We start from the raw sequence: 26,232 nt of genomic DNA on the forward strand, positions 1-26,232 counted from the left end.
CCGTGAGTCGATTGGGGCAGTTCGCTTCCGGTGTCCGGACGACGTTCCCGGGAAGCGATCTCGCGTTGTGGGCGGCCGGGGCCACCTATTTCGGGGTCATCGGGTTGGTGCCACTGGCACTCGCGGCGTTGTGGGCCGTCGGGGCGCTGGCGGGCCATGACACGGTCACCGCGGCCATGACCGCGGCGATCGACGGGTTGCCCAGCGGCCACGGCACTCCGGAGGCGCTGCACACCCTGACCCGGGTGGCGCTGGGGATGTCGTGGGTGCAGGCGCTGGTCGTGCTGTTCCCGGCGAGTTTGTACGGGGAGGGTCTGCGCCGGGCATTCGTCCAGATGTCGGCGGAGCCGGACTCGCTGACGGGGTGGCGCGGCCGGGCCGGTCTGCTGGGTGTGGCGGCGGTGGCCCCATTCCTGGTGCTGGCCGTGTTGCTCTCCGCGTCCTACGTCGCTCCTCTGTACACAGCGGGCGGGTGGTCGCTGGCGTGGGGAGTGGTCGTGGCGTTCCACATCGTGTGGGTGACGGTGTCGACGGCGCTGCTCGGGGTCTTCGGGCTCATCGGGCCCGGCCGCATCGGCTGGCGCGCACTGGCCATCGGCGCGTTCAGCACCGGGTCGATTCTGTCGGGTTTCCTGCAGGGCTTCCTGTTGTTCCTCGCCATCCCGATCCCGTGGTCGGCGCCGTTCGGCGGGTTACCCATCGTGGGCGCGGTGACGGCGCTGGCGCTGTGGCTCTACATCTTGCACATCCTGGTGCTGTGCGGGTTCCGGGCCACCGTGGTGCTCGACCAGATGGACCGGGGCTCCACCCGAGACAGCTGACGGTGGGCCGAACCTGTCGGTGGTCGAATGTATGTTCGAAGTATGTCGGTGGGTGTGGCGGAGGCGGTGGCGGGGCTACGGGCTGCCGTCGATGCCGTGCTCGCCGCCGATCTGGACCTGTCCACCGCCGCGGACGTAGTGGAGCTGCTCGATGAGCTGCAATCCGCGTCCTGCCGGCTGCCCGCCGCCGGGCATCGCGCCCTGGCGCGGCTGCAGGTCGAGACCACCCCGCAGAAGATGGGCGCCAAGAACTGGCGCGACGTGCTGGCGATCCGCTATCGGATCAGCGGCTCCGAAGCGCACCGGCGACTGACCGAGGCGGCGCTGCTGGCTCCCCGGCAGTCGATCACCGGGGCACCGTTGCAGCCGGCGTTGCCGGCGACCGCGGCCGCGCAGGAGCTGGGGCGGATCACGCCGGAGCATGTGGAGATCATCCGGAAAACGGTCGGCAAGCTGCCCGGCTTCGTCGATACGACGACCCGCGAGCAGTTCGAAGCCGATGTGGTGCGCATCGCCACCGGCGCCGGCCCGAAAGAAACGCGCGACGCCGCAGAGTTGGAGCTGTTTCTGCTCGATCAGGACGGGCCCGAACCCGACGATGCCGAACGCACCCGGAAACGCTCGCTGACGAAACCTCGGCAGGGCCGGGATGGGATGACGTCGTGGCGGGCCGATCTGACGCCGGAGGCGGCGGCGGTGTGGGAGGCGATCTTCGCCAAATACGCGGCCCCGGGCATGTGCAATCCCGACGACCCCGAGCCGTGCACGTCGGGGACGCCGACCCAGGCGCAGATCGATGGTGATCACCGCAGCCTGGCCCAACGCCAGCACGACGCGCTGGTCGCGGTCGGACGGATCGCCCTGATGAGCGGCGAGCTGGGTCAGCTCAACGGGTTACCGGTGACGGTGATCGTGCGCACCACGCTGCAGGACCTGGAATCGCGGGCCGGGATCGGCGTGAGCGCTGGTGGGACTCGGCTCCCGATCCGCGACGTGATCCGGATGGGCGCGCACGCGAGCCACTATTTGGCGGTGTTCGACCGCGCCACCGGCTCCGCGCTGGACCTGTTCCGCAGCCGCAGAGTGGCCTCGGCAGCGCAGCGGATCATGCTGATCGCCCGCGACGGAGGCTGCACCAAACCCGGCTGCCCCGTCGGCGCATACGGCTGCCAGGTCCACCACGTCACCCAAGATTGGGCCACCGGCGGGCTCACCAACATCGACGATCTCGGCCTGGCCTGCCCACCCGACAACCGCTCCGTCGGCGAGGGCGGTTGGACCACCACGATGAACACCCGCCACCACGTCGAATGGACCCCACCCCCAGAGCTCGACACCGGACAGACCCGCATCAACACCCACCACACCCCCGAACGCCTCCTCCGACCACCCGACGGAGACGGACCCGGCGGACCCGCACCACCAGACAACCAGGTCGCGTGAGTGTCTCTAGTTGAGGACGCGCTCGTTGCTCGGCAGCGGCGGAAGCAATGCGGGCCTGACGAGATGGCCGCGCAGTCGTCGATTGGACGCCCGGAACAGGTGGGTCAGCGCGGCGACGTTGCCGGCGACGTCGTCGCGCGCGGTCAGGTAGGTCCATCGGTGCCGTTCGGGGAGCTCGAAGAACTGCTCGAAAAACGCGGGCACGTCGGCTGGCGGCATGCGCAACAGGGCTTCCAACCCGACGCGGCGCAGGTGGTGCACCACCCGGGCGCTACGCGGCCACACCGCGTCGTGGGCCGCGGTGATCGCGCGCTCGGGTCCGCGCGGCAGGTGGGTCGCCACCGCCGCGGCCACCTGTGGGGCGAGGCGCAACGACGTGGCCAGGCTGAAACCGGTCGCCGGGTGGATCAACGGTGCGGCGGCACCGAACCCCAGGACGCCGGAGGCGCGGTGTCGGGGATGGTCCACGGTGAATGCCACCCGCTCCACCGGAGCGTCGGCGGGTGGCGTGATGCCGTAACGGGCGAGCCGGGCGCAGAGCCGGCGGTGCAGCGTGGGCAGCGGCAGGCCGGGCCGGCGCGCCAACGATGTCTCCTCGACCAGCACACGGCCCGCACCCAGCGGGATGACGTAGAGGAACGTGGGCCAGCCGTCTTCGCCGTGCTCCTGGCGCCAGTCCATGAACAGTGCTTCACCCGGGGCGATCAGCGGTGCGGCCGTCTCCTCGTCGAGGAACACCCCGTAAGCGGTCTGGGCGGCACGCTCTCGGCCATTGCGCCGCCTGTTCAGTGGCCGCGCCTGCCCGCCGGCGTCGACGATGACCGAGGCCCGGATCTCGGTTCCGTCGGCCAGTGCCACGACGCCCGGTTGCGGAGACCCGACGACGCGACCGGAATGCACGCGCACTCCGGTCAGCCCGTCGGACAGGTGGGCCTGAAGGCCGGGCACATCGAGCACCGCGTACTCCCAGCCCAGAAGCCGGTCGGTCAGCGCAACCACCCTGCCGGCCGCTCGGGCGGCGACGACGGCGGCCGGCAACTCGGGCGGCAGCTCCGGGGTCCACATCCCGTAGGTCGCGGTCCACGGCCGATCGGGGGCCACGTCGACCAGTGCAGTGGCCAGTCCCAGGCGCTGACATGCCCCGGCCAACGCCGCTCCTGCCGGGCCGGCCCCGACCACGCACACGTCCATTGGTCCTATCGTGCCGGTCCGGCCACCATGCTGTCAGCCGCAACCGCTGACACGTCGGAGAAATCCCGGAACCCTTGGACGGCATCGTTGCCACCCCGCGTGACGAAAGCCCGATCCGGTCGACTATCTGTTGACACGTGCTGACGTCTCGACGGGCGACGGTCATCGGGGCCGCGGTGACCGTGCTCGTGGCCGTGGCAGGTCTGACGTGGGCGAAGTGGATGCCCTACATCGGCAAGGCGCTGCACGCGGCGCGCACGGGGCAGTGGTCCGGCTCGGACATCTTGCACTCCGGTGGGGTGACGGCCGGTGACGCACCGAGTTGGCATGCGGCGACGTCGTTCTTCACCGCCTACGTCGGCGCGATCTGGCCCGCACTGGTGGTCGCGCTCCTGCTCAGCGCATGTGTGCAGGCTTTCCTTCCGCGCTCGTGGCTGCCCGCCATGCTGAACCGGCGACACCCGGTGTCGAGTGCGGCCGCAGGGGCCGCGGCCGGTATGCCGTCGATGATGTGTACGTGTTGTGCGGCTCCGGTCGCTGTCACGTTGCGCCGCAACGGCGTCGATCAGGGGGCTGCGGTGGCCTACTGGTTGGGCAATCCGTTGCTCAACCCGGCCGTACTGGTGTTCCTCGCCCTTGTCGCGCCCTGGCAGTGGACGCTGACACGCCTGGTGGTCGGCGCCACCGCGGTGCTCGGCGCGGCCGTACTGGTGGCCAGGCTGGCGCCGCGCAGGGCGGAGCCGGCGCTGACGCCCGATCCGGATGCGACCCGAGAGACCTCGGAGAGCACGCCGGCATCTGTCCGGTTTGCGGCCGCGCTTGTGCGGCTCTGCCTCGTGTTGGTTCCCGAGTACTTCGTGATGGTGTTGGCGGTCGGCGCCTTCCGCGGCTGGCTGCTGACGATCGTCGATCCGGATCATCGAAGCCTGCTGATCGTCGTCGTCGCGGCGATCGTCGGCACGCTCATGGTGATACCGACCGCAGGGGAGATCCCGATTCTGCAGGGGCTGGCGCTTCTCGGCGTGTCGTCGGGAGTGCTCGGCGCGCTGCTGATCACGCTGCCCGCCGTCAGCCTGCCCGGTATCGCCATGTTGGCCCGGACATTCGGGAGCCGGGCAACGATGCTGATCAGCACAGTCGTCGTCGCCGCCGGATTGATCGCGGCTCTGGCGCTGAGCGTCGTGTGAAGCGGTGGCGATGAGTTCTACCCGTCCGGCCGGTCAGCATGACGATTGTCCGCACGTCGATCGGAGGGGCTGTGCCTCGAACTCATCTCTCGATGTCCATGTCTGCCGACGGGTTCGTCGCGGGCCCGCATCAGGATCGTGGCCATCCGCTCGGGATCGGCGGTGAGCGGCTGCACGCGTGGCATCTCGGACCGGAGAAAGACCATCCCGTGAATCGGCAGGTGGTGTCCGACATGATGGACGGCATGGGCGCGGTCATCATGGGCCGCAACATGTTCGGCCCGATCCGCGGGCCCTGGGGAGACTCCGGATGGCGGGGGTGGTGGGGAGAGGACCCGCCGTACCACTGCCCGGTGTTCGTGCTGACGCATCACCCGCACGATCCCATCGAGATGGAGGGCGGCACCACGTTCCATTTCGTCACCGACGGCATCGAGACCGCCTATACGCGAGCCGAAGCGGCGGCCGGCGATCGGGCGGTCTCGATCGCCGGGGGTGCATCGTGCGCACGGCAGGCGATCGCCTCAGGTCTGGTCGACGAGATCGACATTCAGCTCAGCCCGGTGTTTCTCGGCTCGGGCGAACGACTTTTCGACGGCTTCGGGCCCGACCGTCCCGGACTGCGGCTCGAGCGGGTGCTCGAAGCGCCAGGGGTGGCGCACCTTCGGTTCGGTATGGTCCGACCATGACGATCCGATTGGAGAACGTCGGCATCGCAGTGTCGGACCTTGATGCGGCGATCGCCTTCTTCACCGATCTGGGGCTCAGCGTCGTGGGCCGAGACGTCGTCAGCGGAGAGTGGACCGACACCGCTGTCGGTCTCGACGGCAATCACGCGAAGATCGCGATGCTGCAGACACCGGACGGACACGGTCAACTGGAACTCTTCGAATACCTCCATCCGGCCGCCATCGAGACCGAGCCGACACGCCCCAACGAGATCGGGATGCACCGTGTGGCGTTCTCCGTCGACGACCTCGACGAAGCGCTGGCCATCGCCGCCCGCCACGGGTGCCATCCCCTTCGTGGCGTCGCGAACTACCAGGACATCTACAAGCTGACGTATGTCCGAGGCCCCAGCGGCATCATCGTGATGCTCGCCGAGAAGCTTGGCGGCGGCTGATCCGTACCGCGGCCAACGGCCGCCGTTGCAACCGCGAAAAGCGCTGCTGTGCAGAGCTTGTCGAACACGGCGCGGATCAGTCAGCGCACCGTCGTGACGAAATCCAGCGTCGGGTCCGACGCGCTGATCGGATTGCCTGCCGCGCGCAGCGCACTCAACAGGGCGATGACCTCGCCGCTGAGCCGTTCACCGGGCATCACCAGCGGAATACCTGGCGGGTACGGCGTGATGGCCTCGGCGGCGATGCGGCCGACAGCATCGGCCAGTGCGACGGGAGCTCGGGCGGCGAAGAACGCCTCGCGCGGGGTGAGCACCACCTCGGGCCTCACGGCGAGCAGGTCGGTGGTCCACCCATCGGCGGCCTCGCCGCGGCGCTGCCCGAAGTGCTCGGCGACCTCGGTGAAACCAGCTGCGAGCCTGTCGAAGTCGTCGTCGGTGTTACCGATCGTGCTGATGCACAACACGTGTCCGGTGCCGGCCAGTTCGGGTTGCACCCCGTGCACGGCGTTGAGTCGAGCCGAAATCGCGCGCGCGTCGGCGTCGAGGCCGCCGACCCCGACCAGCAACTTGGTCTCGTCCAGTTGGTGAAGCCCAGTTCCCTCGCCCGCGAGGTGTTCGGGCCTCAGCACCGTCAGTCCCGGGATGAGCGCAAGCTTCTCTGCGGCGCTGCGCGCCCGGTTCAGCGCACTCTCCAGCAGCGCGTGCCCGTCGGTCATCATCTGCCGGCGCGCCAGATCGATCGACGCCATGATCGCGAAGTGGGGACTGGTCGTCTGGATCAGCTGCAGCGACCGCCGCACCGACGCTTCGTCGAGCTGGCTGGTGTCGACGTGTAGCACCGCAGCCTGACTCAATCCGGACAGGATCTTGTGCACCGAGTGCACCGTGGCAGCGGCGCCCGAACGCTCGGCAGGTGTGGGCAATTCGGGATGGAACGCGAAGTGCGGGGAGTGCGCCCCGTCGACCAGCAGACGCACCCCACGCTCCTGGCACAGTGCGGCCAGGGCGGCGATGTCGCCGGTGGTGCCGTAGTAGGTCGGGTGCAGCAGCCACAGGGCACGCGCATCGGTCTCGGCGAGCGCCTTCTCCACGACGGCGACGTCCAACCCGTGAGCGACGCCGAAGTCAGCGTCCCAACGGGGTTCCACCCAGATCGGCCGCGCACCGACCTGGACGAGTCCGGCGAGCACCGATTTGTGCGCATTGCGCGCCACCAGCACCGGCTCGCCGGGCCGCAGCGCGGCCAGGGCCACCGCGATGTTCCCGCCGGTGGAGCCCTGCACCATCACGAAACTCTGTGCCACACCCCACGCGTCGGCGATGAGTTGCTCGGCCGCGAGGATCGGCCCCTCGGGGCAGTGCAGCGTGTCGGTGTCGGGCAGGTTGTTCAGATCCAGTGCGGCGATGTTGGCGCGAAACCACGGGTCGAAGGTGCGGCCGCCCTTGTGCCCGGGGGAGTAGAACGGCGCCTGGTCCCGCTCGACGAACGCGCGCAACGCGTCGAGCAGCGGCGCACGGCTGTGGTCAGAGCCCATAGACGCGCTGCGCGTTCGCCGTACCGATCATGTCGACGATGCGGATCGCATCGGACTCGGCACAGTCACCGGACCGGAGCCAGTCGCCCAGCACCACACCCATGGCGCGCCGCCACAGCACCGAGCCCAGCACGTGCAGCTCCGGGGGACCGAATGCGTCCGAGGAGTAGAGCTGTTTGGCGAAGGGGGCGACCTCCATCGCCTCGGCGACCAGACCGACCGACCGCGGGCCCAGATAATTGATCGACAGGCCCACGTCGAAGTTCACGTGATCGAAAGCCTGTGCCAGATAACCGGCTTGGCGATGGAACGGGTAGCAGTGCAGCAGCAGCACCGGCACGGCCGGCATGATCCGCAGCAGCGGCAGCAACAGCAGCGGGTCGCACCGGTGCAGGTCGAGATCACGATCACCGAAGCCGACATGCACCTGGATGGGCAACCCGTGCGCGGCGGCCTCGTGCACGCCGAACGAGATCAGGACCGGATCGTCGACGCGGGCCGACCCTGGGCGCGCTGCCAGCGCTCCCGCATGGTCGACGACGTCGGCGTCGGTCGGCCGGGTCCAGTCGATGTCGAATCCGGTGCGATAGGCCACGATCGTTTTCGTGCCCACCACGGTCGGGTCGGCCGCTGCGGTCGCAAGCGCCGTCCGCATCGCGTCGGGGAAGTCCTGCGCCGAGGTGCCGCCCTCCAGGAGGTCCTCGGCAACCCGCTCCAGCCGGACGATCTCGGAGGAGCGTCCCGCTGCGAGCTTGCCGAGCCGTTGATGCGTGGTGATCTGGTCGCCTTTGAAACCGGTGTCGACGATCCAGTGCGCGACGCCGGCGGCGCGCAGCATCGTCGTGGCCAGCTCGTCGGCGCGGAACTCGCACCGCCGCTTCCAGTAGGTCTCTCCGTCGACGTGGACGGGGAGATCGAGAAGTGGTGCGCACCAACGTCGTATCGACAGCCCGAGGGGCGTATCGAAGTTCGTCATCCACGACGGCACCGGGTCGTTGGACCCCTCGTTGATCGAGAATTCGAAGGTGGCCCGGTCGATGTCTTCGTTGAAGGTGCCGTGCACGTGGTGGTCGACCAGCGGCACGGTGCGCAGATGCTCGGCCAGGCCGTCCGGCACCGAATCCTCGACTCCGCCGAACACGTCATCCAGCTCACCACCCGGCATACTTCGCGACCTCCTCGGCGTCGACCTTTCCTGCAGCCGCATCCGCGATGGCTGTCCCGAGGATGTCCGCCGCCGTTGCCGCCTGTGCCTCGGTGAGCACCAGCGGCGGGGTGATCTCCAGGACGTTGCCGCCGACGTAGTAGACGACCGCACCCAGCTCCCAGGCACGGTAGACCACCGCGGCGGCCAAGCGGGGATCACGGTCACCGCTGGCGGGGTCGACGAGTTCGAGCCCGATCGCCAACCCCCGTCCGCGCACGTCGCCGATGCGGTCTCCGCCCGCAGTGCTCGACAGCGCGCGCAGGGCCTCGGCCAGTACGGCTCCCACCGTCGCGGCGTTGTCGATCAGTCCTTCCTCCACCACCGTCTTCAGTACAGCGCGTCCTGCTGCCGTGCACACCGGGTTGCCCGCGGTGGTCAGCAGCGCGGCGGCCGGGGGCTGGTCCAGGATCGCGGCCGGCCCGACCGCGGCCGACAGCGGCAGGCCGCCGCCGAGCACCTTGCCGAAGGTGACGATGTCGGGCACGACGCCGTCGTGCTCGAACGCGTGCAGAGTGCCCGGCCTTCCGAGCCCCATCTTGACTTCGTCGCAGATCAGGGGGACGTCATGGCGCTGACAGAGCTGATGCAGCTGGGCGAGGAAGCCGTCGGGCGGCACGACCAGTCCGCCGTCGGAAAGGATCGGTTCGACGATGAGGCAGGCCACGCGGCCGCCAGCGAGGTGCTGCTCGGCGAGCGAAAGGCATTGTGCTACATCGGTATCAATTCCCTGCGGGCTGGGCCGGAACGGATTGGGGTAGGGCAGGAAAACCGCATCCGGATCGGCGGGTACACCGGCGTCGACATGCACACCGGACACGCCCATCGCCACCCCGACACCGCCGTGGTAGCTGTGCTCGAACGCCATCACGGTGGGCCGCCCGCTGGCGTGCCGGCACGCACGCAACGCGACGTCGTTGGCGTCGGAACCGGCATGGCCGAGGTAAACCCGTCGCTCGCCGGTGCCGGGCACCAGCGCGAGCAGATCCTCGGCCAGGCCGACGGAGTCGGGGTGCACCGCTGAGAGTCCGCCGGAGCCGGGTGCGCTGCGGATGGCGCGGCTGACCGCCTCGACGACGGCGGGATGGCCGTGCCCCAATCCGGACGCCGTCCACGTGGCGGACAGATCCAGCAGTTCGCGACCGTCGGGGGTGACGAGCGTGCAGCCGTGCCCTGACTGCACTTCCAAGGGGAAGAAGCGCAGTTTCTCGATACCGGCGATGACCTCGTCGCGGGCGTAGAGCGTACTCACGCCGATCGGGTCGGGTCAGCGGTGGGCGTCGCATCCGATTCGCGGTCCAGTTCCAGGGCCAGCGATTCACCGACGCGCTTCGCGATTCCCGAGAGGGCGATCGCGATGACGAGACCCAGGGCACACCAGTACAGGCCGAGCATCGGTGCGACCGACCAACTCTCGGCGTCTTTGACGTTGAACCACAGCACCGTGACGATGACCACCGCTCCGAGAAGCGGCAGGACCAGTCCCGCGATCTTGCCCGCCCCGTTGTGCACGGACATGAATTTCGGCGCGCCGACGAAGTACGCGGCGGCGATCTCGACGAGCAGATAACACACCATCAGGCACACCGACCCGGCGACGGCGAACAGGAAGTAGGCGTCGATCGCGTCGTTTCCGGTGCCCATGTCGGGCCAGCCGGTGGCCCCGCAGATCAGGTCGACGACGAGGGCGACGACGACGACGAGCCAGGTGGCGCGGCGCGGGCCGCCGGTGTCGGCGTGGATGTGCGCCAGCGCTTTCGGACCGAAGCCATCGCGTCCGAAGGCATACAGCATCCGGCCCGAGGTCGCCGAGGTGGCGAGGTGGCAGCCGAACGCTGAGACGATCGCGGTGAAGATGATGACCAGCGAGAACCACTGGCCGATGTAGGTCCCGCCGAGATCGCCGAGAGTGTTACCCGAGCTCTGGAAGGCTTCCAAACCTGCTGCATCGGTCCCGAATCCGACGACCTGGGCGAACATCACCACGACGAAGAGGACACCGGTGAGGATCAGAGTCCCGGCCAGAGCGCGGGGGATGTTGCGCTTCGGGTCGTCGGTCTCCTCACCCATGGAAGCACACGCCTCGAAGCCTGCCCAGGACAGGAACGCGGCCACCACGCCCGCGAGCACCGCGGAACCGGACACGTCGCCACCGGAGAAGGAGAACACCGAGAAGTCGATTCCTGTGCTGGGCGCACCACCCTGGGCGAAGATGGCGACCACGAGCACGACCATCGCCAGGATGCCGATGCCCTCGATGGCCAGCAGGATCTTCGCGAGCAGCTGAATGTCGCGGCCGGACAACAGGAACGAGATGACAGCGCCGATGACCACGATCACCAGCCAGGGCACCTGGTAGGGATCGTCGGTGCCGGGCTGCAGTGCGGCGATGAACGAGTTCACGAAGGCAGCGGTCAGCGCGAGCGTCCCGATCGAGAATCCCCAGTAGGCACCCAGCATCGCGAACCCGGAGAAGAATCCGGTGCGCGGTCCGATGGTGCCGCCCACCAATCCATAGGCGGACCCCGCATGGTTCAGGTGCCGGGTGAGGCGCACGAAGCTGTAGCCGACCAGCGAGACGCCGACCAGTCCGATGAGGAACACCAGCGGGATCGACTTGCCGACGGTCCCGATCAGCCCCTGCCCGTTGCCGGACATGGCCAGGGTCGGACCGACCAGTGCGACGGACAACGCGAGCGCGACCCAGAACGGCAGTCGACGGTGCGGGATCTGATCGGGCGCATCAGGTGTTCCTGCGGTCACGGATGTCTCCTTCTTCTCAGCAGGTCCAGGCGAGCCGGACGGCGTCGCAGATCTGTTCAGGCGATTGGTCCCCGTAAGTCTTCTGCTCGTAGCGGCGCACGGCCAGAAGCGCTTCCACGATGTCGGCACTCAGCAGCTCGGCAGCGACCTTCGAAGTCTCCATCGCATCGAGCGCATCCCGCTGAGCCAGCGGCAACGGCGGAGTCTGGATGTCCGACTGAGCCGGATTCTCCGGAATCTCCTCCGGCAGCTCCAGAGTGCGTTCGATCCCACGCAGTGCGCTGCTGAGGAACGCGGCGGCGGCCAAGTAGGGGTTGGCACTCGGATCGATGAGCTTGCACTCGATGTTGGCGCCGTGCGGGTTGCCGGGTGTGGCGGCAACGAAACGGACTGCCGCTTCGCGGTTCTCGAGTCCCCAGCATGCGGTGGCACCGGCCCAGTTGCCGGGCTTGAGACGTAGCGGCGAGACGACGGAGCCCGCGTAGACACCGATCAGATCCGGCAGGGTGTCGAGAACGCCGGCGATCGCATGCCCGCCGGCCGGGCGCAGGCCGTGCGGACCGGTGCCGCCTGACAGTAACGGCCCCTGCGCGTCGGTCAGAGACAGGTGCAGATGGGCCCCGTTACCCGCAGCGCCGGCGAAGGGCACCGGCGAGAAAGAGATCCGCAGGCCGTGGCGGGCAGCAACGCGGCTGAGCACGATCCGCGCGAGAATGACCGCGTCCGCTGCGGCCACCGGCGTGTCCGGGGCCAGCGACATCTCGAGTTGGTCGTGCCCGTACTCGGTGTGCAGTTGCTCGACGGCCAGCCCGGCGTGCTGCGCGCTCGCCGCGAGGTCGACCAGGAAGGCCGAGCGGTCCAGGGAGGTCCTGATGCCGTACGGCGACCAGGGTTCGGCGGTGGCGGGGCCGCCGTCGGCGGCCAGCATCGTGCATTCCAGCTCGGCCCCCATCCGCACCTGCAGGCCGCGGTCGGCGGCGGCACGTTCCGCCGCCGCGAGTCGTGTCCGGGTGCACAGGGGTGCGGGCTCACCGTGCTGATCGGTGAGGACGCCGGGCGCCCAGGCGATCCCGCTCTCGACGACGCGCACATCGTTGCTGTCGATCCGGATCCGTAGATCGCCCGCCACGCCGATGGTGGGGGTGAACGCGATGCCACTGTCCACGCAGAACACGCTCCACGACGGGGACACCCCCATGCCGGATCGGGCGAAGGCCTCCAGCCGCGACACCGGCACGTATTTGGCCCTGGTCACGCCCGAGAGGTCCGTCACCGAACCCGCGACGACGGCGACGCCCTCCTCGCGCAACGCAGCTGCGTGGGCGGTCACATCGGGGTCGTCCATGGGGCAACGAACTCCTCGGTACTCCTCGGCGGATGGGCGGTCGCGTTCACGCTATGTCATAAATGTTTCAGAGTCTTTAATTTTCTCTGTTTATGATCGATTCATTAGATCCGAGGAACGGGGATGCGGATGTGTCGACTGTTGGGCGTTGCCTCGCCCGAGCCGACGTCGGTGGCCGACACCGTCGGTGACGCCGTGCTCACCGATTTCCTGGCGCTGACGAAGATCCACGGCGACGGCTGGGGGGTGGCGTCCGTGGGTGCGCCTGACGACGCTCCCCGCGTTGAGGTGTCACCCGACAGTGCGCTCAGTGATCCCCGTTTCGGTACGGCGGTCAAGGAGGCGGCGCGGGCATCGGTGGTGCACCTGCGCTGGGCCACCAACGGATTGGCGGTCAGGCGGGAGAACTCGCATCCGTTCGCCGCCGACGGGGTGGCGATGGCGCACAACGGGTCCATCAAGCCGATGGCCGCGCTCGACGGGCTCCTCGACCCCTCGGTGGCGGCCACGCTGCAGGGCACCACCGACAGCGAGCGCTACTTCGCGCTGATTCGGCAGTGCCGGCGGACCGCACCCGATCTCGCCGAGGCGGCGCGGTGGGCGGTCGCCGAGTTGCGCGGCATCTACGCCGACGCCAGCCTCAACGCGCTGGTGCTGGGGGAGGGCCGACTCATCGCGGTGCACGCGCATGCCCGAAGTGTGTTGCTGGACGAGGACATCGAAGAGATCAGCGCGACCGATCTGCCCGCCGAACACCTCGAGGATTACTTCTCGCTACGGACGGCGCGCCTCGACGACGGGACGGTCGTGATCGGTTCGACCGGGTTCGGCGATCTGCCCTGGCGGCCGCTGCCTCCCGAAAGCGTGCTCGAGATCGTGCTCAGCGATCTGTCGATGACGGTGCGGCCGATCATGGCAGATTGACTCACATGGTCGAACACAGCGAGTCGGTGGCGGCGCGCACACGTGCCGCGCTGGCCGGGCTCAGCCGCGCCGAACGTCGGGTGGGCCGCGCGCTGCTGGCCGACTATCCCAGCGCAGGCCTGAGCAGCGCCGCCCGGCTCGCCGAGCGGGCCGAGGTCAGTCCGCCGACGGTGTTGCGTTTCGCCCAGTCCCTCGGTTACGACGGGTTCGCGGGTCTGCAGGTGGCATTGCGCGCAGAGCTCACCCTGCAATCGAGCGGGCCGCTCACCCGGCTTGCCGATGCGCCGCCGGCGGGCAGCCACCTCGAGCGTCTGCTGCATCAGGCCCATGCGCAGAACGAGCGCGCCGAGCAGACCCTGGCACAGTTGCCGGCGGCGATGCTCGAAGCGGCAGTGACACTGATGGCCGACACCACCCGGCCCCTCCACCTTCACGGGGGCCGGTTCTCCCACCTGCTGGCCGTCTATCTGGCGGCCCATCTGGAGCAGTTGCGGCCAGGCGTGCGGCTGCTCTCGGATCCCAAGGGCACCGACCTCGGCACGATGATGGACCTCAGCCGGCGAGATGTGGTCGTGCTCTTCGACTATCACCGCTATCACCGCAGCGCCGCGGAGCTCGCCGCCGATGTCCACCGCGCCGGGGCGACGCTGTTGCTCATCACCGACGACATGGCGTGCCCGGTGGCGCCGGACGCCGAAGTGGTCCTGGCCGCCTCGAGCACCGCCGGCACGGTGTACCAGAGCATGTCGGCGGGTTTCCTGCTCACCGAACTGTTGATCCCGTTGGTGATGGACGCGATCGGCGAGCCGGCGCGCACGCGGATGGCGTTGTGGGAGGAGCGAAGGCGCGGGGAAGTGCTGGATCAGACCTGACGAGCCGACGTCACCAACCCGTCGTCAGTACCCGGTCGAGGCAGTCGACGAAGTAGTCCACCGACTCCTTCGACACGCACAGGGGCGGCTTGATCTTGAGGACGTTCTGGTAGTCGCCGGTGGGCTGCATGATCACTCCGACTGTGAGCAGACGATCACAGATCGCCGCTGTCTCGTCGGTCGCAGGCTCCAGAGTCTCTCTGTCCCGGACAAATTCGAGGCCGAGATACAGACCCGAGCCGTGCACTGTGCCCACGATCGGATGTGTCCCGGCCAAGTCCATCAGTCGGTTCTTCAGATGCGCGCCGACGACACGGGCGTTCTCCTGCAGGCCTTCCCCCGCAATGACGTCGAGAACGGCGATGCCGATCGCCGACGACACGGGTGAGCCACCCGTGGAGGAGAAGAAGTACCCCTGGGTCCGGTAGCGTGCCGCGATCTCGCGACGCGTGACCACGATGCCGATCGGTTGCCCCGCGCCGACCGATTTCGCGACGGCCACGACGTCGGGTACGACGTTCTGCTGCTGGAATCCCCAGAACCATTCGCCCAGCCGCCCGTAGCCGACCTGCACCTCATCGGCGATCGCTACCCCGCCGTGCCGGCGCACCGCGGCATACACCTGCTCGAGGTATCCATCGGGTAGGGCCACACCGCCGGCGTTGCCGAAGTAGGACTCGCAGATGAAGCCGGCCGGTGGCGTCCCCGCCTCGGCGAGCGCATCGATCACCGCGACGGCCTCGGGCCCGTACGCGGTCGCGTCGGCGCCGCGATGCACTCCGCGGTAGGCGTTCGCCGCATCCACGGTGTGCACCCACTCCGGCCGGGTCGCGAGCGCATTCGGGTTGTCGGCGATCGACGTGGACACCGCGTCGCTGGCGAATGTCCAGCCGTGATAAGCCTCCCGCATGGCGACGATGTCGGGGCGGCCTGTGGCGGCCATCGCGATCCGGATCGCGAGATCCGTTGCCTCAGAACCGGAATTGACGAAGAAGACGGTGTCGAGCTCGTCGGGCAGAGTGGCCGAGACGCGTTCGGCGAACTCGGCGATCACGCCATAGTTGAAGCGCGAGTTGGTGTTCAGCAGTCGCATCTGCCGGTTGGCCGCATCCACGACCCGGGGATGGGCGTGCCCGACGGAAGCGACGTTGTTGACCATGTCGAGGTAGACCCGGCCGTCGACGTCTGCGAGGTACTCGCGCCAACCGCGTTCGATGCGGGGCGGATCGACGTAGTAGTGCTCCTGAACCTCGGCGAGCACCTGCTGTCGGCGAAAGAGCGTGTCGTCGCGTCGATCCTGCGCCAGAGGTGGAAGACCGATCAGCGGAGCGGGGTCACCGGCCAGACGGCGCCAGCCGCCCGCATAGCGAGGGTCGACCAGCAGCGGGACCGGGTCCGCGTCTGCGCGCACGTGTTGGATGTCGATCGGCGTGTTCGCCGGCAGCGCACCTCCATCGGGCGTGAAACCGGTCAGGCGCACTACCTGGTCAGCCGTCGAGATCACGAGGCTGTCGTCGGTCTGATCGAGCTGGGCACCTGCCGGAATGTCGAGGGTGGCGTCCTGGGCCAGCCAGACCCGCAACGCGGTGGGAACCGTTGCCGGAGCGGCGGGCGTGCGCATCGGGGCGCCGGTGAGACGGGGAGCCCAAGCCGGGAGTACGACCGCGGGCGCGCCCTGGCGCAGTGCGGCTGCGGCAGCGCCGCCCAGCGCCGCCCCGTCCATCCACCGGCCCTCGTCGTTGACCGGTGCGGTGGTCCCGGCGTCGAGCACGGTCGCGCCGGCGAGGCCCGCGATCAGGGGCGCTCCGCTCCACACCGGCGCGGGACGGATCGGCATGTCCAACGCTTGGCGGATCAGCGTGTTCATCACCGGGAACGGAACGGACACCGCCTGCTCGAGGATGCGGAGTTCGCGGTCCAGGGCGGAATCGGCGTAGCTGTTCTGCGCATCGATGCGCACCTGTTGACGACCGCTGAGCACCAGCACCACTCCGCGCAGCGCGACCAGAGGCCAGAGGGCGTCGACTTCGTCCTCGCTCAGTGGGCGCAGAGCATGGAACGCCGTGATCGCCGGCAGTACGTCGACGGGCGTGAGACCGTCATGGTGCAGCAGCGACGACACCGTGATGGCGATTTCGTTGACAGCCCACGATTCGGCGACGTCGCCGAAATCGATGATGCCGTCGGGCAGTGCGCATGGGGCGTCCGGTGCGATGACATTGTCGTCGGTCAGGTCGAAGTGCCCGAGCTGCAGGGGAAGTCGCGCCGCCACGGCAGAGAGATCGCGTCCCGCCGCCTCGGTCACCGAAGCGGCGAGAGTGGCGATGCGCGAGTCGGGTTCGTCGCGCAGCAGCGCCTCGATCACCCGGTCGGCGTGGCGCAGGTCCCACTGCAGCACGCGGTTGGATGCCGGATGCGTGATGCCCGACAGCGCGACGCTCACCGTCGCAGCGAGCTCGCCCATCCGCGCGACCGTCGCGGGGGAGAGGTACCTCGATCCGGTGAGTGTGGCGCCACCGACGAACTCGAGGACGCGTGCATGCAGGCGACCCGCTGTGGTGTCCCACCACGCAGACATCGGGCCGTGCGCGCCGACGACCACCCGGGGGATGCGCAGATCCGGCTCACGCTCGGCGACGGTGTCGGCGGCGAGGCTCTGCAGGTCGATCTCCGCCTCGGAGAAGGCCGGGTTGGTCAGCTTGAGGACGCCGATCGGTGCGCCGGTGTCACGCTCGGTGAGCAGGAAGTTCTGATCCTGCTGACTTCCCAGCTCCGTGAGATCGCCGGTGATCGAGAAGGTCTCGGTCAGATGGCGTCGCACCTCGTCCATTCCGAGCGCGGGGGCGGGCAACTCGGGGCGTGCGAAGAAGTCGAAAACCTGGGTCTCGATCATCAGATGCCTCGTCTCGACGGGGTGTCACCACCTGGGGCGACTAGAACATACACGGTCGGTTTTCACTCCCACCAGACGCGATTTTCGCTGGTGGCAGCGGGTCAGAGGGGAGCGTCCGCGGTGGTCGCGATCGCGCCGGCGACGGCTCCTGTGTCGCTGCGGGCGACGACGACGATCAACGGGCCGTAGGGCGCACGCCATTCGCTGTGTGTGCGATCGGGTGGTCCGTCGGGCAGAGCACACGTGCCCATCAGCGCGTCGTCCACCGGCACTCGCTCGCCGTCGACGAAAGCGACGATCTCGGACACCGGATCGCCACCGGCGACGACGCGGAACGTGAGTGTGGCGCCGTCGCCGGCATCTCGGTGCACCGTCACGTCCGACACCCGCAGACGTAGGCCACCGTCGACCGGGCGACACGGCGTCGAGAACACGGCCTCGTCGGGCAACGCGGGGGTGCGCGGCGGGGGAGTGCGCCGCACCCGCAGGCTTTCGACCGAGCGGGCCAGCGCCAGCAGCATCGTGTCCGCATACGCGGCACCCGCGAGCGTCAGACCGACCGGCATGCCGGTGTCGTCCATCGTGCCCATCGGCACGGTGACCGTCGGGATACCGAGGTGCCGGGGCACCAGGTTGCCATTGGCCACCCAGACGCCGTTTTGCCAGGCGATGTCGGCCGAGGCGGCATCGGTGTCGGCGTCGGCGGGACCGACGTCTGCCGCTGCGGGGAATCGACGGCGTCGAAACCGTTGTCGGACAACCACGTCTCGAAGTCGGCGCGGCGTGTCTCTTCGAGGCCGCGCATTCCCGCCTCCACGGACGGGATCCGGTCGAAGGGCACGACGCCGACGCGGGCGCGTTCGACGTACTCCGCGAGATCGTAGGCGAGGTCGAACGGGAAGATTCCGTACCGGTCCGGAAGAGCTCCTGTCGGCGCGGGGAAGATCAGCGACCCGTCCACGGCCGCGAGATCCTCGGGCCCCGAGTCCACCGACCGCAGGAACGCGTCGAAGGCCCAGATGGACAGATCCCACACCTCGCGTTCGAGGTATTCGGCGGGGACGAGGCCCCGCTCGACCATCGTGCGTGACTCCGGGTGCAGACCCTCGTAGTTCTCCACGACCGGGAAGTCGGTTTCGACGACCTCGGCGCCGGCGGCCACCAGCTCGTCGCGCATCGTCAGCCACAGCGCCATCACCGAATCGCGAGTGCGGATCGGGTGAGCACTGTCCGGGTCGCCGTTGACGTAGAGCCGAGGCACCGCCAGACGCAACCCCTGCAGCGGTAGCGGTGCGAGGTCGACGAACGACGGCGGACGCACCGCCGACGCGGCGGGAATGTCGACCCACTCCTGCATCCGCCAGAGGTCCCCGTGACGCACCGGATCGTCGTCGACGACGACGTCGAGGAGTCGGAGGAGATCGTCCACCGAACGGGTATGGGGGACAACGACGTCCATCGTGGGGACCAACGGCCAGTTCCCGCGCACGGAGATCACACCCCGAGACGGGGTGTACGCGACGAGCGCATTGTTCGACGCGGGGGCTCGGCCCGACGACCATGTCTCCTCGGCCAGGCCGAAGGCGCCGAAACTCGCCGCAGTGGCAGTGCCTGACCCGTTCGACGATCCCGAACCGAAGGCCGATGTCAAATATCGTGCGTCATAGGGACTCTCGGCGCGACCGTACAGTCCTCGCTGCATGCCACCCGCCGCCATCGGGGGCATGTTGGTCAACCCGAGGCAGATGGCACCCGCCGAGCGCAGGCGGCCCACCGCGAAGGCGTCGTCGTCGGCGATCAGGCGTGCGAATGCGGGCGAACCCGCGGTCACCGGCAGGCCACGAACCTTGAAACTCGCCTTGGCGGTGAACGGTATTCCGTCCAGCGGTCCGAGGGACTGCCCTTGCGCCCGGCGCCGATCCGATGCGCGCGCCTCGTCGAACGCTGCGGGGTTGAGCACCGGAACCGAGTTCAGCATGATGCCCGACCGGTCGAAGTGAGCGATCCTGTTGAGGTAGCGGGCGACGAGCTCGACGCTCGTGACTGCACCCCGCGCGAGAGCGCCGCTCAGGAGTTCGAGATCGGCCTCGACGACCGTGAAACCACCAGATGTCATGTGCTGGGCACTGGACTCGACCGACACGCGATAAAACATACACTGTCGGTTTATGCTCGGCCTCGGATTCGCCGTTGTCGATCGGAGAGGAGACCGTCATCGCTCGCCCTTCGCGTCCACTTCTGAATCGAGAGCTGATCGCGCGGACCGCCCTGGCTCTCATCGATCGTCACGGCACCGAGGGGGCGAGCATGCGACGGGTGGCGCAGAAGTTGAACGTCAACCCGACCTCGCTGTACAACCACGTCGCGGACCGGGCCGCGATGATCGAGGACGTCCGCGCGCTCGTGTCGGCGCGCATCGATTCTGCGCCGCTGCGTGAGCGGTCGTGGGAGGACGGTCTCGTCGAGTGGGCGCGCTCGTATCGCATCGCGTTCGCCCGTCACCCGCGCGCCATTCCGTTGCTGATGACCACCCGGGCATCCGCGCCGGTCCTGCTCGCCGAGTACGAGGATTTCGTGGTGGCCGCCGAGGCCGCCGGTTGGCCCCCCGACGAGATCCTTCCGCTGCTGACCGCGTTCGAGTCGTTCATCCTGGGCAGCGTGCTCGACATGTCCGGTCCCACAGTCGTTTTCGACCCCACCGGACAGGAAGAGCGGTTCCCCCGTTTCACCGCCGCCTACGCGACGCTGGCGGACCACGACGCGTCCGACCCCGTCGCCACGCGCGCGTTCGAGCGGGGACTGGCGATGCTGGTGGCCTCGGCACGCCCGCCGACAGGGCGCCGAAACGGAAAACGCACCCTAAGCTGATCGGCGTGGACTGGGAGTTCGAGGCCGCGGTGTTCCAGTGGCGCGGCCCGGCACCGTACTTCTTCGTCGAAACCCCGCCGGACGTCGACGATTTCCTGCATGCGCGGGCGAGCGAACTGACCTACGGGTGGGGGGTCATACCGGCGCGCGTCCGCATCGGGCACACGGAGGTGACGACGTCGTTGATCCCCCGCGACGACGTCTACCTCGTCCCGCTGAAGGTCGCGCTGCGCCGCGCCGAGGGTGTCGACGACGGCGACACGGTCCGAATCCGACTCGACGTGGGCCCTGCTCGCTGATGCGGGCGCGGCTCAGGCGGATGCGTCGAGGATCTTGATCGCGAAGATCAGGGAATCGCCGGGAGCGATGCCTGCGGCGGGCTGACCGTTGGGATAGCCGTCGGCCGACGTCATCGCCACGGCGACGGTCGAGCCGACGCGTTGACCGGCGATGGCCTTCCCGAAGCCGGGCACCACACCGTCGAGCGGGAACTCGACCGGGGTGCCGCGCTGGTAGCTGCTGTCGAACACCGACCCGTCGCGTCCGTTGACACCCTCGTAGCAGACGGAGACCGTCGCGGTATCACCGACGACGGCACCCGAGCCGGGCGCCAACGTGTGCACCTGCGTTTCGGCCACCGTGAACGGCGCGGTCACGGTGATCAGGGGGGCTGCGGTGTCGGTGGAGCCGGTGACGGCGACGCTGCCGGTCGTACCGGGCAAGGTCCAGTCAGCGGCGGTGGAGGCGCTCGGTGGCGCGGTCGGACAGGCCGCTGCCTGCGCCTCCGAGGAACCGCAGGCTGTCAGGGCCAGCGTGGAGCCGACACACGCGGCGACGGCGAGGGCGCAAGGAACTCGGCGGAGCAGCACGCGGCCACGCTACCGTCTCACAGGTTTGAGCACGTGGTCGGTCTGGGCACTGGACATCGCATGAGCGACGACAACAAGGTGACTGTGGAACGTTCCATCGACGCATCCGCCGACGCGGTGTTCGACGTGCTGTCCAACCCCCACCGGCACCCCGCCTTGGACGGTTCCGGGTTCCTGCGCAGTGTCGACCACGCCGATCGCATCCAGAAGGTCGGTGATGTGTTCACGATGAACATGGCAGGCGATCACATGGGCGGCGAGTACAAGACCGACAACCACGTCACCGGATACGTCACGGACAAGCTGCTGGCCTGGCAGACGGCACCCGCCGGAACGGAGCCGCCCGGGTGGGAGTGGTTGTGGGAGCTCGAAGCCCAGGGTCCGAACGCGACACTGGTCCGGCACACCTACGACTGGTCGAAGGTCACCGACAAGGATCTGCTGAAGAAGGTGTCGTTCCCCCTGGTGACCGAAGACCAGCTGAGCGACACGCTGTCTCGCCTGGCGGCGGAAACCTCGTCCTGAGCGACCCGCCGGCGCGGATCAGACTGGGCTGATGCGCGCACTGGTGATGGACAGGATCGGCGGCCCACTCGAGGTCCGGACCGTGCCGGATCCCAGTCCGCCGTCGGACGGCGTCGTGGTGGCGGTGCGGGCCACCGGCCTGTGCCGCAGCGACTGGCACGCGTGGGCCGGGCACGAGGCCGTGTCTCTTCCGCACGTGCCGGGCCATGAATTGGCCGGCGTCGTCGCGGCCGTCGGCGCGCAGGTGCGTGGGTGGTCGGTCGGTGACCGAGTCACGGTGCCTTTCGTGTGCGGCTGCGGTGCCTGCACGTGGTGCCGATCCGGCAACGCACAGGTCTGCCCCCATCAACAGCAGCCCGGATTCACCTACTGGGGTTCCTTCGCGGAGTACGTCGCGCTGCCCGCCGCCGACGCGAACCTGGTGAGCCTGCCTTCGACCGTGTCGTTTACCGCCGCGGCCGGTTTGGGGTGCCGGTTCGCGACGGCATATCGCGCCCTGACCGGCGTGGGCCGGCTCGAGCGCGGACAGTGGCTGACAGTCGTCGGCGCCGGCGGTGTCGGGCTGAGCGCGGTGATGATCGGCAAAGCGTTGGGCGCCAACGTGATCGCGGTGGATCGCACCGCCGAGGCGCTCACCGCGGCCGAAGCCCTCGGCGCTGACCACTGCGTCATCGCCGAGGGCGCGGAGACCTCGGAGTCGATTCGTGAGATCACCGGTGGCGGAAGCGACGTCGGTGTCGACGCGGTGGGTCACGAATCTGCGTGTGCGCTGTCCATCGTCAGCCTCCGCAGGCATGGCCGTCACGTGCAGGTGGGCTTGTTGCCGTCTGTCGACGGGCATCCGCGCGTGCCGATGGATCGCGTCATCGCGTGGGAGATATCGCTCCACGGCAGCCACGGAATGGCCGCGGCGGACTACCCACCGATGCTGGACATGATCGAGCGCGGCGAGGTGCGTCCTGAGGCTCTGATCGAGCGGATCATCACCTTGGAGGAGGCAGCCGAGGCCCTGCCGACCATGGACACCGCATCACCAGCCGGTGTCACGATCATCGACCCCTGCGCCTGAGCTCAGGCAGTACCCAGCGTGACCTGCGCGGTGCGCGTCGCGCCCGCGTCGTCGCGATAGGTGACCGACACCTGATCTCCCGGCGCCTTGGAGCGCACCGCGGCGGCCAACGCTTCGGGCCCGTCGATGATCTGGTCGTTGATCTTCGTGATCACCGCGCCGCTGGGCAGTCCGGCCGCGGCTGCGGGACTTCCGGCCGCCACCTGCGCAACGGCCGCACCGCCGGTGTCGCTGGTGTCGTTGCTGAGCTGCACCCCGAGCGAGCCGTGGCTGGCCGTGCCGGAGGAGATCAATTCATCGGCGATACGTTTGGCCTGGTCGGAGGGAATCGCGAAACCGAGGCCGATCGAGCCGCCGCTGGAGCCGGATCCCATGCTGGCGCCGGCGGAGTTGACACCGATCAGGTCGCCGTTCATGTTCACCAACGGCCCGCCCGAGTTCCCGGGATTGATGGCGGCATCGGTCTGCAACGCGTCGAGGATGACCGGGGGCCCACCCTCGCCGTCGCCGGCGGCCACCGGTCGATTGAGCGCACTGACGATGCCTCGCGTCACCGTGCCCTGCAAGCCCAGCGGCGACCCGATCGCGACGACCTCCTGGCCGATCTTGACGTCCTTCGACGAGCCGATGGTGATCGGAGTCAATCCGCTGACGCCTTGGGCGCGCACGACCGCCAGGTCACCGATCGGATCGGTGCCGACGACGGTGAACGGCACGCTGCGGCCATCGGCGAAGGTGACGGTGGCCGCGGAGTCGCCGCCGTCGAAGGCCGCGGGTCGCGCACCCATGCCGCTCTGGACGGCGGGCGCGACGACGTGGTTGTTGGTGAGGATGAGACCGTCGGGACTGAGCACGATCCCGGACCCTTCGGCCACGCCCTGGCCTGCAGCGATCTGCAGTTTGACCACGCTGGGCATCACCTTGGCGGCGACCTGCTCCACCGAGTCCGGCGCAGCGCTGGCGGCCGGCTTCACCGGCTGCGCCTGCACGGTTGCCGGCGTCGCGGTGGCCGGGTGCTGGTGATCGGTCACAGCTACCGCGGCCGCGGCGCCTATGCCTCCGCCGGCGATGGCGACGGCCGCGGCGCCGGCGAGCACCAGACTGCGGGGGGTACGCGATCGCGCCGCGCGGCGCGCGGTGCGCGGTGAAGGCGGTGCAGCCGGGTGGCCAGGCCACGGTGTCGGGTTGCCCGACAACGGGTTCGGTTGGCTGGGCCAGTGTCCTCTCGTCCAGTCGTGAGTGGGCGGGACGGGTGGGGGCGGGGTCGCCATGGGTGGTGTTCCCTTCGAGGTTGGGGCATGGGAAGTCGATAATTCGACTCGGTTGCCTCAACACTGCCCACCGCAACTGAGACTCCACTGAGAGCACACTCAGCAAAGACCGAGAACATCAGGCTCAACGGTAGAGGCTGGCCAACCCGTTGACGGGGCCGAGACCGTGGCCGAGCGGATAGGCCTCCCGGATGCATTCGGTCACCCACATCTTGCCGAAGGCCACCGCATCGGGCACGGAGTAGCCGTGCGCCAATGCGGCTGTGATCGCCGCACCCAATGTGTCGCCGGCGCCGTGGTCATCTCGGGTGTCCACCCGAGCCGCAGCGAACTGGTGAAACTCCGAACCGTCGAACAGGAGGTCCGAGCTGACGCTCGATGTGCGCAGGTGGCCGCCCTTCACCAGCGCCCATTGCGGACCGAGCGCATGCAGGGCGCGCGCAGCGTCACGCTGGGTGTCGGCGTCCACGACGTCGATGCCGACGAGCAGGCGTACTTCGTCGAGATTCGGCGTCACCAGGGTGGCCAGGGGGATCAATTCGTCGCGCATGGCATCGAGAGCACTGGGGTGCAGCAGCGGCTCGCCCGCATTGGAGGCGCAGACCGGGTCGACGACGAAAGGGACGGTCCCGGCGAGCTTTTCGGTCGACCACGTGGCCACGATGGCGCGGATGATGCCGGCGGAGGCGAGCATGCCCGTCTTGGCCGCTTCGATTCCGATGTCGGAGGCCACCGCGCTGATCTGCGCCGCGACCACCTCGACGGGGATCTCGTGAAATGCCCTGACTCCCAACGAGTTCTGCACTGTCACGGCGGTCACCGCGGCGGTTCCGTGAACGCCGAGCATCGCAAAGGTGCGCATGTCGGCCTGCAGGCCGGCGCTCCCGCCGGAGTCGGAGCCCGCGATGGTCATCACCCGGCGCGGCGTCTGTCCAGGCGGGGTCAGGGGGAGACGGTTCGTCATCACGGCAGAGTCTAAAGGGCCCTCCACGCCGGGGACGCTGATCTACGACGCGCTCGAGCGAGGGTCGCCCGGTCGGCCGAACAGATAGCCCTGACCCCATTCGACACCGAGCTCGGTCAACGTCGCCTGCTCGTCGCGTCGCTCGATCGCCTCGGCGATCGTGGTTGCTCCCATCTCCGCGCAGAGCCTGACGATGGCGATCACCAGAGCACGTTTTGCCGGATCGCGATCGATATCCGAGGTGAGCGAACCATCGATCTTGATGACATCGGGCCGCAGCTGCAGCATCTGCGTGAAACTCGCATAGCCGGCACCGGCGTCGTCGATCGCCAGTCGTACACCTGCGTCCCGCAATGGCTGCAGCGCGTCGGCCAAGCCGTCGGGAAACGGCTCGTGCTCGGTGATCTCGAGGACCACCGGCACACGCACTGCCCGCAGGGCGGCGTGTAACCGCTCGTCCATGGCTGCCGACGGACTGGCGTTCACGGCGAGGAAGCGGTCTGGGGGTATCCAGTCGACGTCGGCGAGCACCCTGGACAACGCCGCCAATTCGAGAGGGACGCCGCGCCCGAGGCGGCGTGCGACGTCGAACCAGTAGGCAGGAGAGCGTTCCGCACCGCCGGGGAAACGGCACAAACCCTCGAAGCCGACGACAGATTCCGAAGCGAGGTCGACGATCGGCTGGTACACCGCCGACAGCGGGGACGGCGCTGCCAGCAGGTCGCTCAGGTGCTGATGGAGCGCATCCTCGCGCGCCAGGTCGGGGAGTAGCACAGACGCCAGGAACTGTGCGGCGTGATCGCGCCCCGAATGGCGGGGATCGCCCAGGAAATCGTCGAGCATCGACGACAGTTCGGTGTGAGATCCGATCAGAGCCGAGACGAAGCGCGCGGTTGCCTCCATCGCCGCGATATCGCGTTCGGTGAACTTGTATGTCTCGACAGCGGTGAGGCTCAGCGCCCCGATACCCCTGCCGTGGTGCAGGAGCGGGATCACGACGAGGGAGCCGATACCGAGGCGTGCACCGATGGCCCGGACCTCCTCGGTCAGCTCGGGATCGGCCAGCGGGTCAAGACTGACCTGTGGACGCCCGGTGGCGACGGCTCGACCCTGGAAGGTTCCGTGAAGCGGCAGGGTCAGCCCGAGCAGGGATTTCACCAGCCCGTGCGCGGAGACCACCACGAACGTGTCCTCGGGGGTCAACAGACTGACCGCTGCGCCGTCGGCTTTCGGTGTGAGCAGGCACATCTGCTCAGCGATCCTCTGCATGAGCGCTGAGGGATCGATGGACGCATTGATCGCTGCGACGAGGTTCTGCACCGTGCGACCTAGAGAGATCCCACGTTCTCGTGGCGAAGGCGCATC

At 68.7% G+C, this 26,232-nt stretch carries 22 protein-coding genes and 1 pseudogene; 11 read left to right on the plus strand and 12 right to left on the minus strand.

The annotated features are described in order from the left end of the window. Positions 1-2 precede the first annotated feature (2 nt). Together ACXYX3_RS13930 and ACXYX3_RS13935 are read left to right on the plus strand one after the other, a co-directional pair. Positions 3-821 carry a YihY/virulence factor BrkB family protein gene (locus ACXYX3_RS13930; protein ID WP_458607912.1) on the plus strand — a complete coding sequence of 273 codons (819 nt, stop codon included), beginning with the start codon at positions 3-5 and terminating at the stop codon, positions 819-821. Positions 822-848: 27 nt separating this feature from the next. Next, positions 849-2,264 (plus strand): HNH endonuclease signature motif containing protein, encoded by a 1,416-nt coding sequence (locus ACXYX3_RS13935; protein ID WP_458607913.1) that lies wholly within the window; start codon positions 849-851, stop codon positions 2,262-2,264. Between the two features lie 6 nt (positions 2,265-2,270). On the opposite strand, the gene ACXYX3_RS13940 is transcribed toward ACXYX3_RS13935, so the two are convergent. After that, entirely contained in the window at positions 2,271-3,455 is a 1,185-nt protein-coding gene (locus ACXYX3_RS13940; RefSeq protein ID WP_458607914.1) for a lycopene cyclase family protein, read from the minus strand. 137 nt (positions 3,456-3,592) lie between these two features. On the opposite strand from ACXYX3_RS13940, the gene ACXYX3_RS13945 reads away from it, so the two are divergent. From ACXYX3_RS13945 to ACXYX3_RS13955, 3 genes are all read left to right on the plus strand, one after another. Beyond that, entirely contained in the window at positions 3,593-4,642 is a 1,050-nt protein-coding gene (locus ACXYX3_RS13945; protein WP_458607915.1) for a permease, read from the plus strand. A gap of 71 nt (positions 4,643-4,713) precedes the next feature. Then, a complete protein-coding gene (locus ACXYX3_RS13950; RefSeq protein WP_458607916.1) occupies positions 4,714-5,331 on the plus strand; it encodes a dihydrofolate reductase family protein in 618 nt (205 codons plus the stop codon). Next, a complete protein-coding gene (locus ACXYX3_RS13955; RefSeq protein WP_241206388.1) occupies positions 5,328-5,765 on the plus strand; it encodes a VOC family protein in 438 nt (145 codons plus the stop codon). Before ACXYX3_RS13950 ends, ACXYX3_RS13955 begins: the two co-directional genes overlap by 4 nt. Positions 5,766-5,845: 80 nt before the next feature. Here ACXYX3_RS13955 and ACXYX3_RS13960 read toward each other — a convergent pair whose 3' ends face one another. Genes ACXYX3_RS13960 through ACXYX3_RS13980 form a run of 5 tightly spaced genes read right to left on the minus strand, consistent with a single transcriptional unit; the run spans position 5,846 to position 12,612 of the window. Next, positions 5,846-7,300, minus strand: coding sequence for an aminotransferase class I/II-fold pyridoxal phosphate-dependent enzyme (locus tag ACXYX3_RS13960; protein WP_241206387.1), 1,455 nt, complete (start codon positions 7,298-7,300; stop codon positions 5,846-5,848). Further along, positions 7,290-8,465, minus strand: a complete 1,176-nt coding sequence (locus ACXYX3_RS13965) for an amidohydrolase family protein (RefSeq protein ID WP_241206386.1) — start codon at positions 8,463-8,465, stop codon at positions 7,290-7,292. The genes ACXYX3_RS13960 and ACXYX3_RS13965 overlap by 11 nt, the downstream gene beginning before the upstream one ends. Continuing rightward, entirely contained in the window at positions 8,452-9,756 is a 1,305-nt protein-coding gene (locus ACXYX3_RS13970; protein WP_458607917.1) for an aspartate aminotransferase family protein, read from the minus strand. The genes ACXYX3_RS13965 and ACXYX3_RS13970 overlap by 14 nt, the downstream gene beginning before the upstream one ends. After that, a complete protein-coding gene (locus ACXYX3_RS13975; RefSeq protein WP_458607918.1) occupies positions 9,753-11,267 on the minus strand; it encodes an APC family permease in 1,515 nt (504 codons plus the stop codon). The genes ACXYX3_RS13970 and ACXYX3_RS13975 overlap by 4 nt, the downstream gene beginning before the upstream one ends. 16 nt (positions 11,268-11,283) lie before the next feature. Further along, entirely contained in the window at positions 11,284-12,612 is a 1,329-nt protein-coding gene (locus ACXYX3_RS13980; protein WP_458607919.1) for a type I glutamate--ammonia ligase, read from the minus strand. Between the two features lie 129 nt (positions 12,613-12,741). On the opposite strand from ACXYX3_RS13980, the gene ACXYX3_RS13985 reads away from it, so the two are divergent. Next, positions 12,742-13,536, plus strand: coding sequence for a class II glutamine amidotransferase (locus ACXYX3_RS13985; protein WP_458607920.1), 795 nt, complete (start codon positions 12,742-12,744; stop codon positions 13,534-13,536). Between the two features lie 5 nt (positions 13,537-13,541). Beyond that, the gene (locus ACXYX3_RS13990) at positions 13,542-14,408 is read left to right on the plus strand and encodes a MurR/RpiR family transcriptional regulator (RefSeq protein ID WP_458607921.1); all 867 of its coding nucleotides are present in this window, start codon (positions 13,542-13,544) and stop codon (positions 14,406-14,408) included. 10 nt (positions 14,409-14,418) lie between these two features. Here the strand turns inward: ACXYX3_RS13990 and ACXYX3_RS13995 are convergent, their stop codons facing one another. After that, on the minus strand, positions 14,419-17,301 hold the full coding sequence (locus ACXYX3_RS13995) for an aminotransferase (protein WP_458607922.1): 2,883 nt from the start codon (positions 17,299-17,301) through the stop codon (positions 14,419-14,421). 101 nt (positions 17,302-17,402) lie between these two features. Continuing rightward, positions 17,403-19,456 (minus strand): annotated as a pseudogene (locus ACXYX3_RS14000) (amidase). A 161-nt stretch (positions 19,457-19,617) separates the two neighbouring features. Here ACXYX3_RS14000 and ACXYX3_RS14005 point away from each other — a divergent pair. Both ACXYX3_RS14005 and ACXYX3_RS14010 read left to right on the plus strand, forming a co-directional pair. Continuing rightward, positions 19,618-20,169 carry a TetR/AcrR family transcriptional regulator C-terminal domain-containing protein gene (locus tag ACXYX3_RS14005; protein ID WP_458607923.1) on the plus strand — a complete coding sequence of 184 codons (552 nt, stop codon included), beginning with the start codon at positions 19,618-19,620 and terminating at the stop codon, positions 20,167-20,169. A gap of 5 nt (positions 20,170-20,174) precedes the next feature. Next, the gene (locus ACXYX3_RS14010; RefSeq protein ID WP_458607924.1) at positions 20,175-20,468 is read left to right on the plus strand and encodes a DUF1905 domain-containing protein; all 294 of its coding nucleotides are present in this window, start codon (positions 20,175-20,177) and stop codon (positions 20,466-20,468) included. Positions 20,469-20,480: 12 nt separating this feature from the next. Here ACXYX3_RS14010 and ACXYX3_RS14015 read toward each other — a convergent pair whose 3' ends face one another. Further along, positions 20,481-21,038 (minus strand): FKBP-type peptidyl-prolyl cis-trans isomerase, encoded by a 558-nt coding sequence (locus ACXYX3_RS14015; RefSeq protein WP_458607925.1) that lies wholly within the window; start codon positions 21,036-21,038, stop codon positions 20,481-20,483. 60 nt (positions 21,039-21,098) lie between these two features. Here ACXYX3_RS14015 and ACXYX3_RS14020 point away from each other — a divergent pair, with 60 nt between their 5' ends. Both ACXYX3_RS14020 and ACXYX3_RS14025 read left to right on the plus strand, forming a co-directional pair. Beyond that, positions 21,099-21,563 carry an SRPBCC family protein gene (locus tag ACXYX3_RS14020; protein WP_458607926.1) on the plus strand — a complete coding sequence of 155 codons (465 nt, stop codon included), beginning with the start codon at positions 21,099-21,101 and terminating at the stop codon, positions 21,561-21,563. A 31-nt stretch (positions 21,564-21,594) separates the two neighbouring features. Next, on the plus strand, positions 21,595-22,632 hold the full coding sequence (locus tag ACXYX3_RS14025) for a zinc-dependent alcohol dehydrogenase family protein (protein ID WP_458607927.1): 1,038 nt from the start codon (positions 21,595-21,597) through the stop codon (positions 22,630-22,632). A 2-nt stretch (positions 22,633-22,634) separates the two neighbouring features. On the opposite strand, the gene ACXYX3_RS14030 is transcribed toward ACXYX3_RS14025, so the two are convergent. From ACXYX3_RS14030 to ACXYX3_RS14040, 3 genes are all read right to left on the minus strand, one after another. Further along, the gene (locus tag ACXYX3_RS14030) at positions 22,635-23,903 is read right to left on the minus strand and encodes a S1C family serine protease (protein WP_458607928.1); all 1,269 of its coding nucleotides are present in this window, start codon (positions 23,901-23,903) and stop codon (positions 22,635-22,637) included. A 124-nt stretch (positions 23,904-24,027) separates the two neighbouring features. Further along, positions 24,028-24,867 carry a bifunctional hydroxymethylpyrimidine kinase/phosphomethylpyrimidine kinase gene (gene thiD / locus ACXYX3_RS14035; protein WP_241206373.1) on the minus strand — a complete coding sequence of 280 codons (840 nt, stop codon included), beginning with the start codon at positions 24,865-24,867 and terminating at the stop codon, positions 24,028-24,030. Between the two features lie 42 nt (positions 24,868-24,909). Beyond that, a complete protein-coding gene (locus ACXYX3_RS14040) occupies positions 24,910-26,187 on the minus strand; it encodes a sensor domain-containing phosphodiesterase (RefSeq protein ID WP_458607929.1) in 1,278 nt (425 codons plus the stop codon). Between the last annotated feature and the right edge of the window lie 45 nt (positions 26,188-26,232).

It is taken from the genome of Mycobacterium sp. Panama NTM2, assembly GCF_054355555.1.

Coding starts and splice junctions, on each gene's coding strand:
- ACXYX3_RS13990 (WP_458607921.1), top strand. CDS start 13,542: ATGGTCGAACACAGCGAGTCGGTGGCGGCGCGCACACGTGCCGCGCTG.
- ACXYX3_RS13985 (WP_458607920.1), top strand. CDS start 12,742: ATGTGTCGACTGTTGGGCGTTGCCTCGCCCGAGCCGACGTCGGTGGCC.
- ACXYX3_RS14020 (WP_458607926.1), top strand. CDS start 21,099: ATGAGCGACGACAACAAGGTGACTGTGGAACGTTCCATCGACGCATCC.
- ACXYX3_RS13935 (WP_458607913.1), top strand. CDS start 849: ATGTATGTTCGAAGTATGTCGGTGGGTGTGGCGGAGGCGGTGGCGGGG.
- ACXYX3_RS14030 (WP_458607928.1), bottom strand. CDS start 23,903: ATGGCGACCCCGCCCCCACCCGTCCCGCCCACTCACGACTGGACGAGA.
- ACXYX3_RS13960 (WP_241206387.1), bottom strand. CDS start 7,300: ATGGGCTCTGACCACAGCCGTGCGCCGCTGCTCGACGCGTTGCGCGCG.
- ACXYX3_RS13940 (WP_458607914.1), bottom strand. CDS start 3,455: ATGGACGTGTGCGTGGTCGGGGCCGGCCCGGCAGGAGCGGCGTTGGCC.
- thiD (WP_241206373.1), bottom strand. CDS start 24,867: ATGACGAACCGTCTCCCCCTGACCCCGCCTGGACAGACGCCGCGCCGG.
- ACXYX3_RS13995 (WP_458607922.1), bottom strand. CDS start 17,301: ATGATCGAGACCCAGGTTTTCGACTTCTTCGCACGCCCCGAGTTGCCC.
- ACXYX3_RS13955 (WP_241206388.1), top strand. CDS start 5,328: ATGACGATCCGATTGGAGAACGTCGGCATCGCAGTGTCGGACCTTGAT.
- ACXYX3_RS13965 (WP_241206386.1), bottom strand. CDS start 8,465: ATGCCGGGTGGTGAGCTGGATGACGTGTTCGGCGGAGTCGAGGATTCG.
- ACXYX3_RS13980 (WP_458607919.1), bottom strand. CDS start 12,612: ATGGACGACCCCGATGTGACCGCCCACGCAGCTGCGTTGCGCGAGGAG.
- ACXYX3_RS14025 (WP_458607927.1), top strand. CDS start 21,595: ATGCGCGCACTGGTGATGGACAGGATCGGCGGCCCACTCGAGGTCCGG.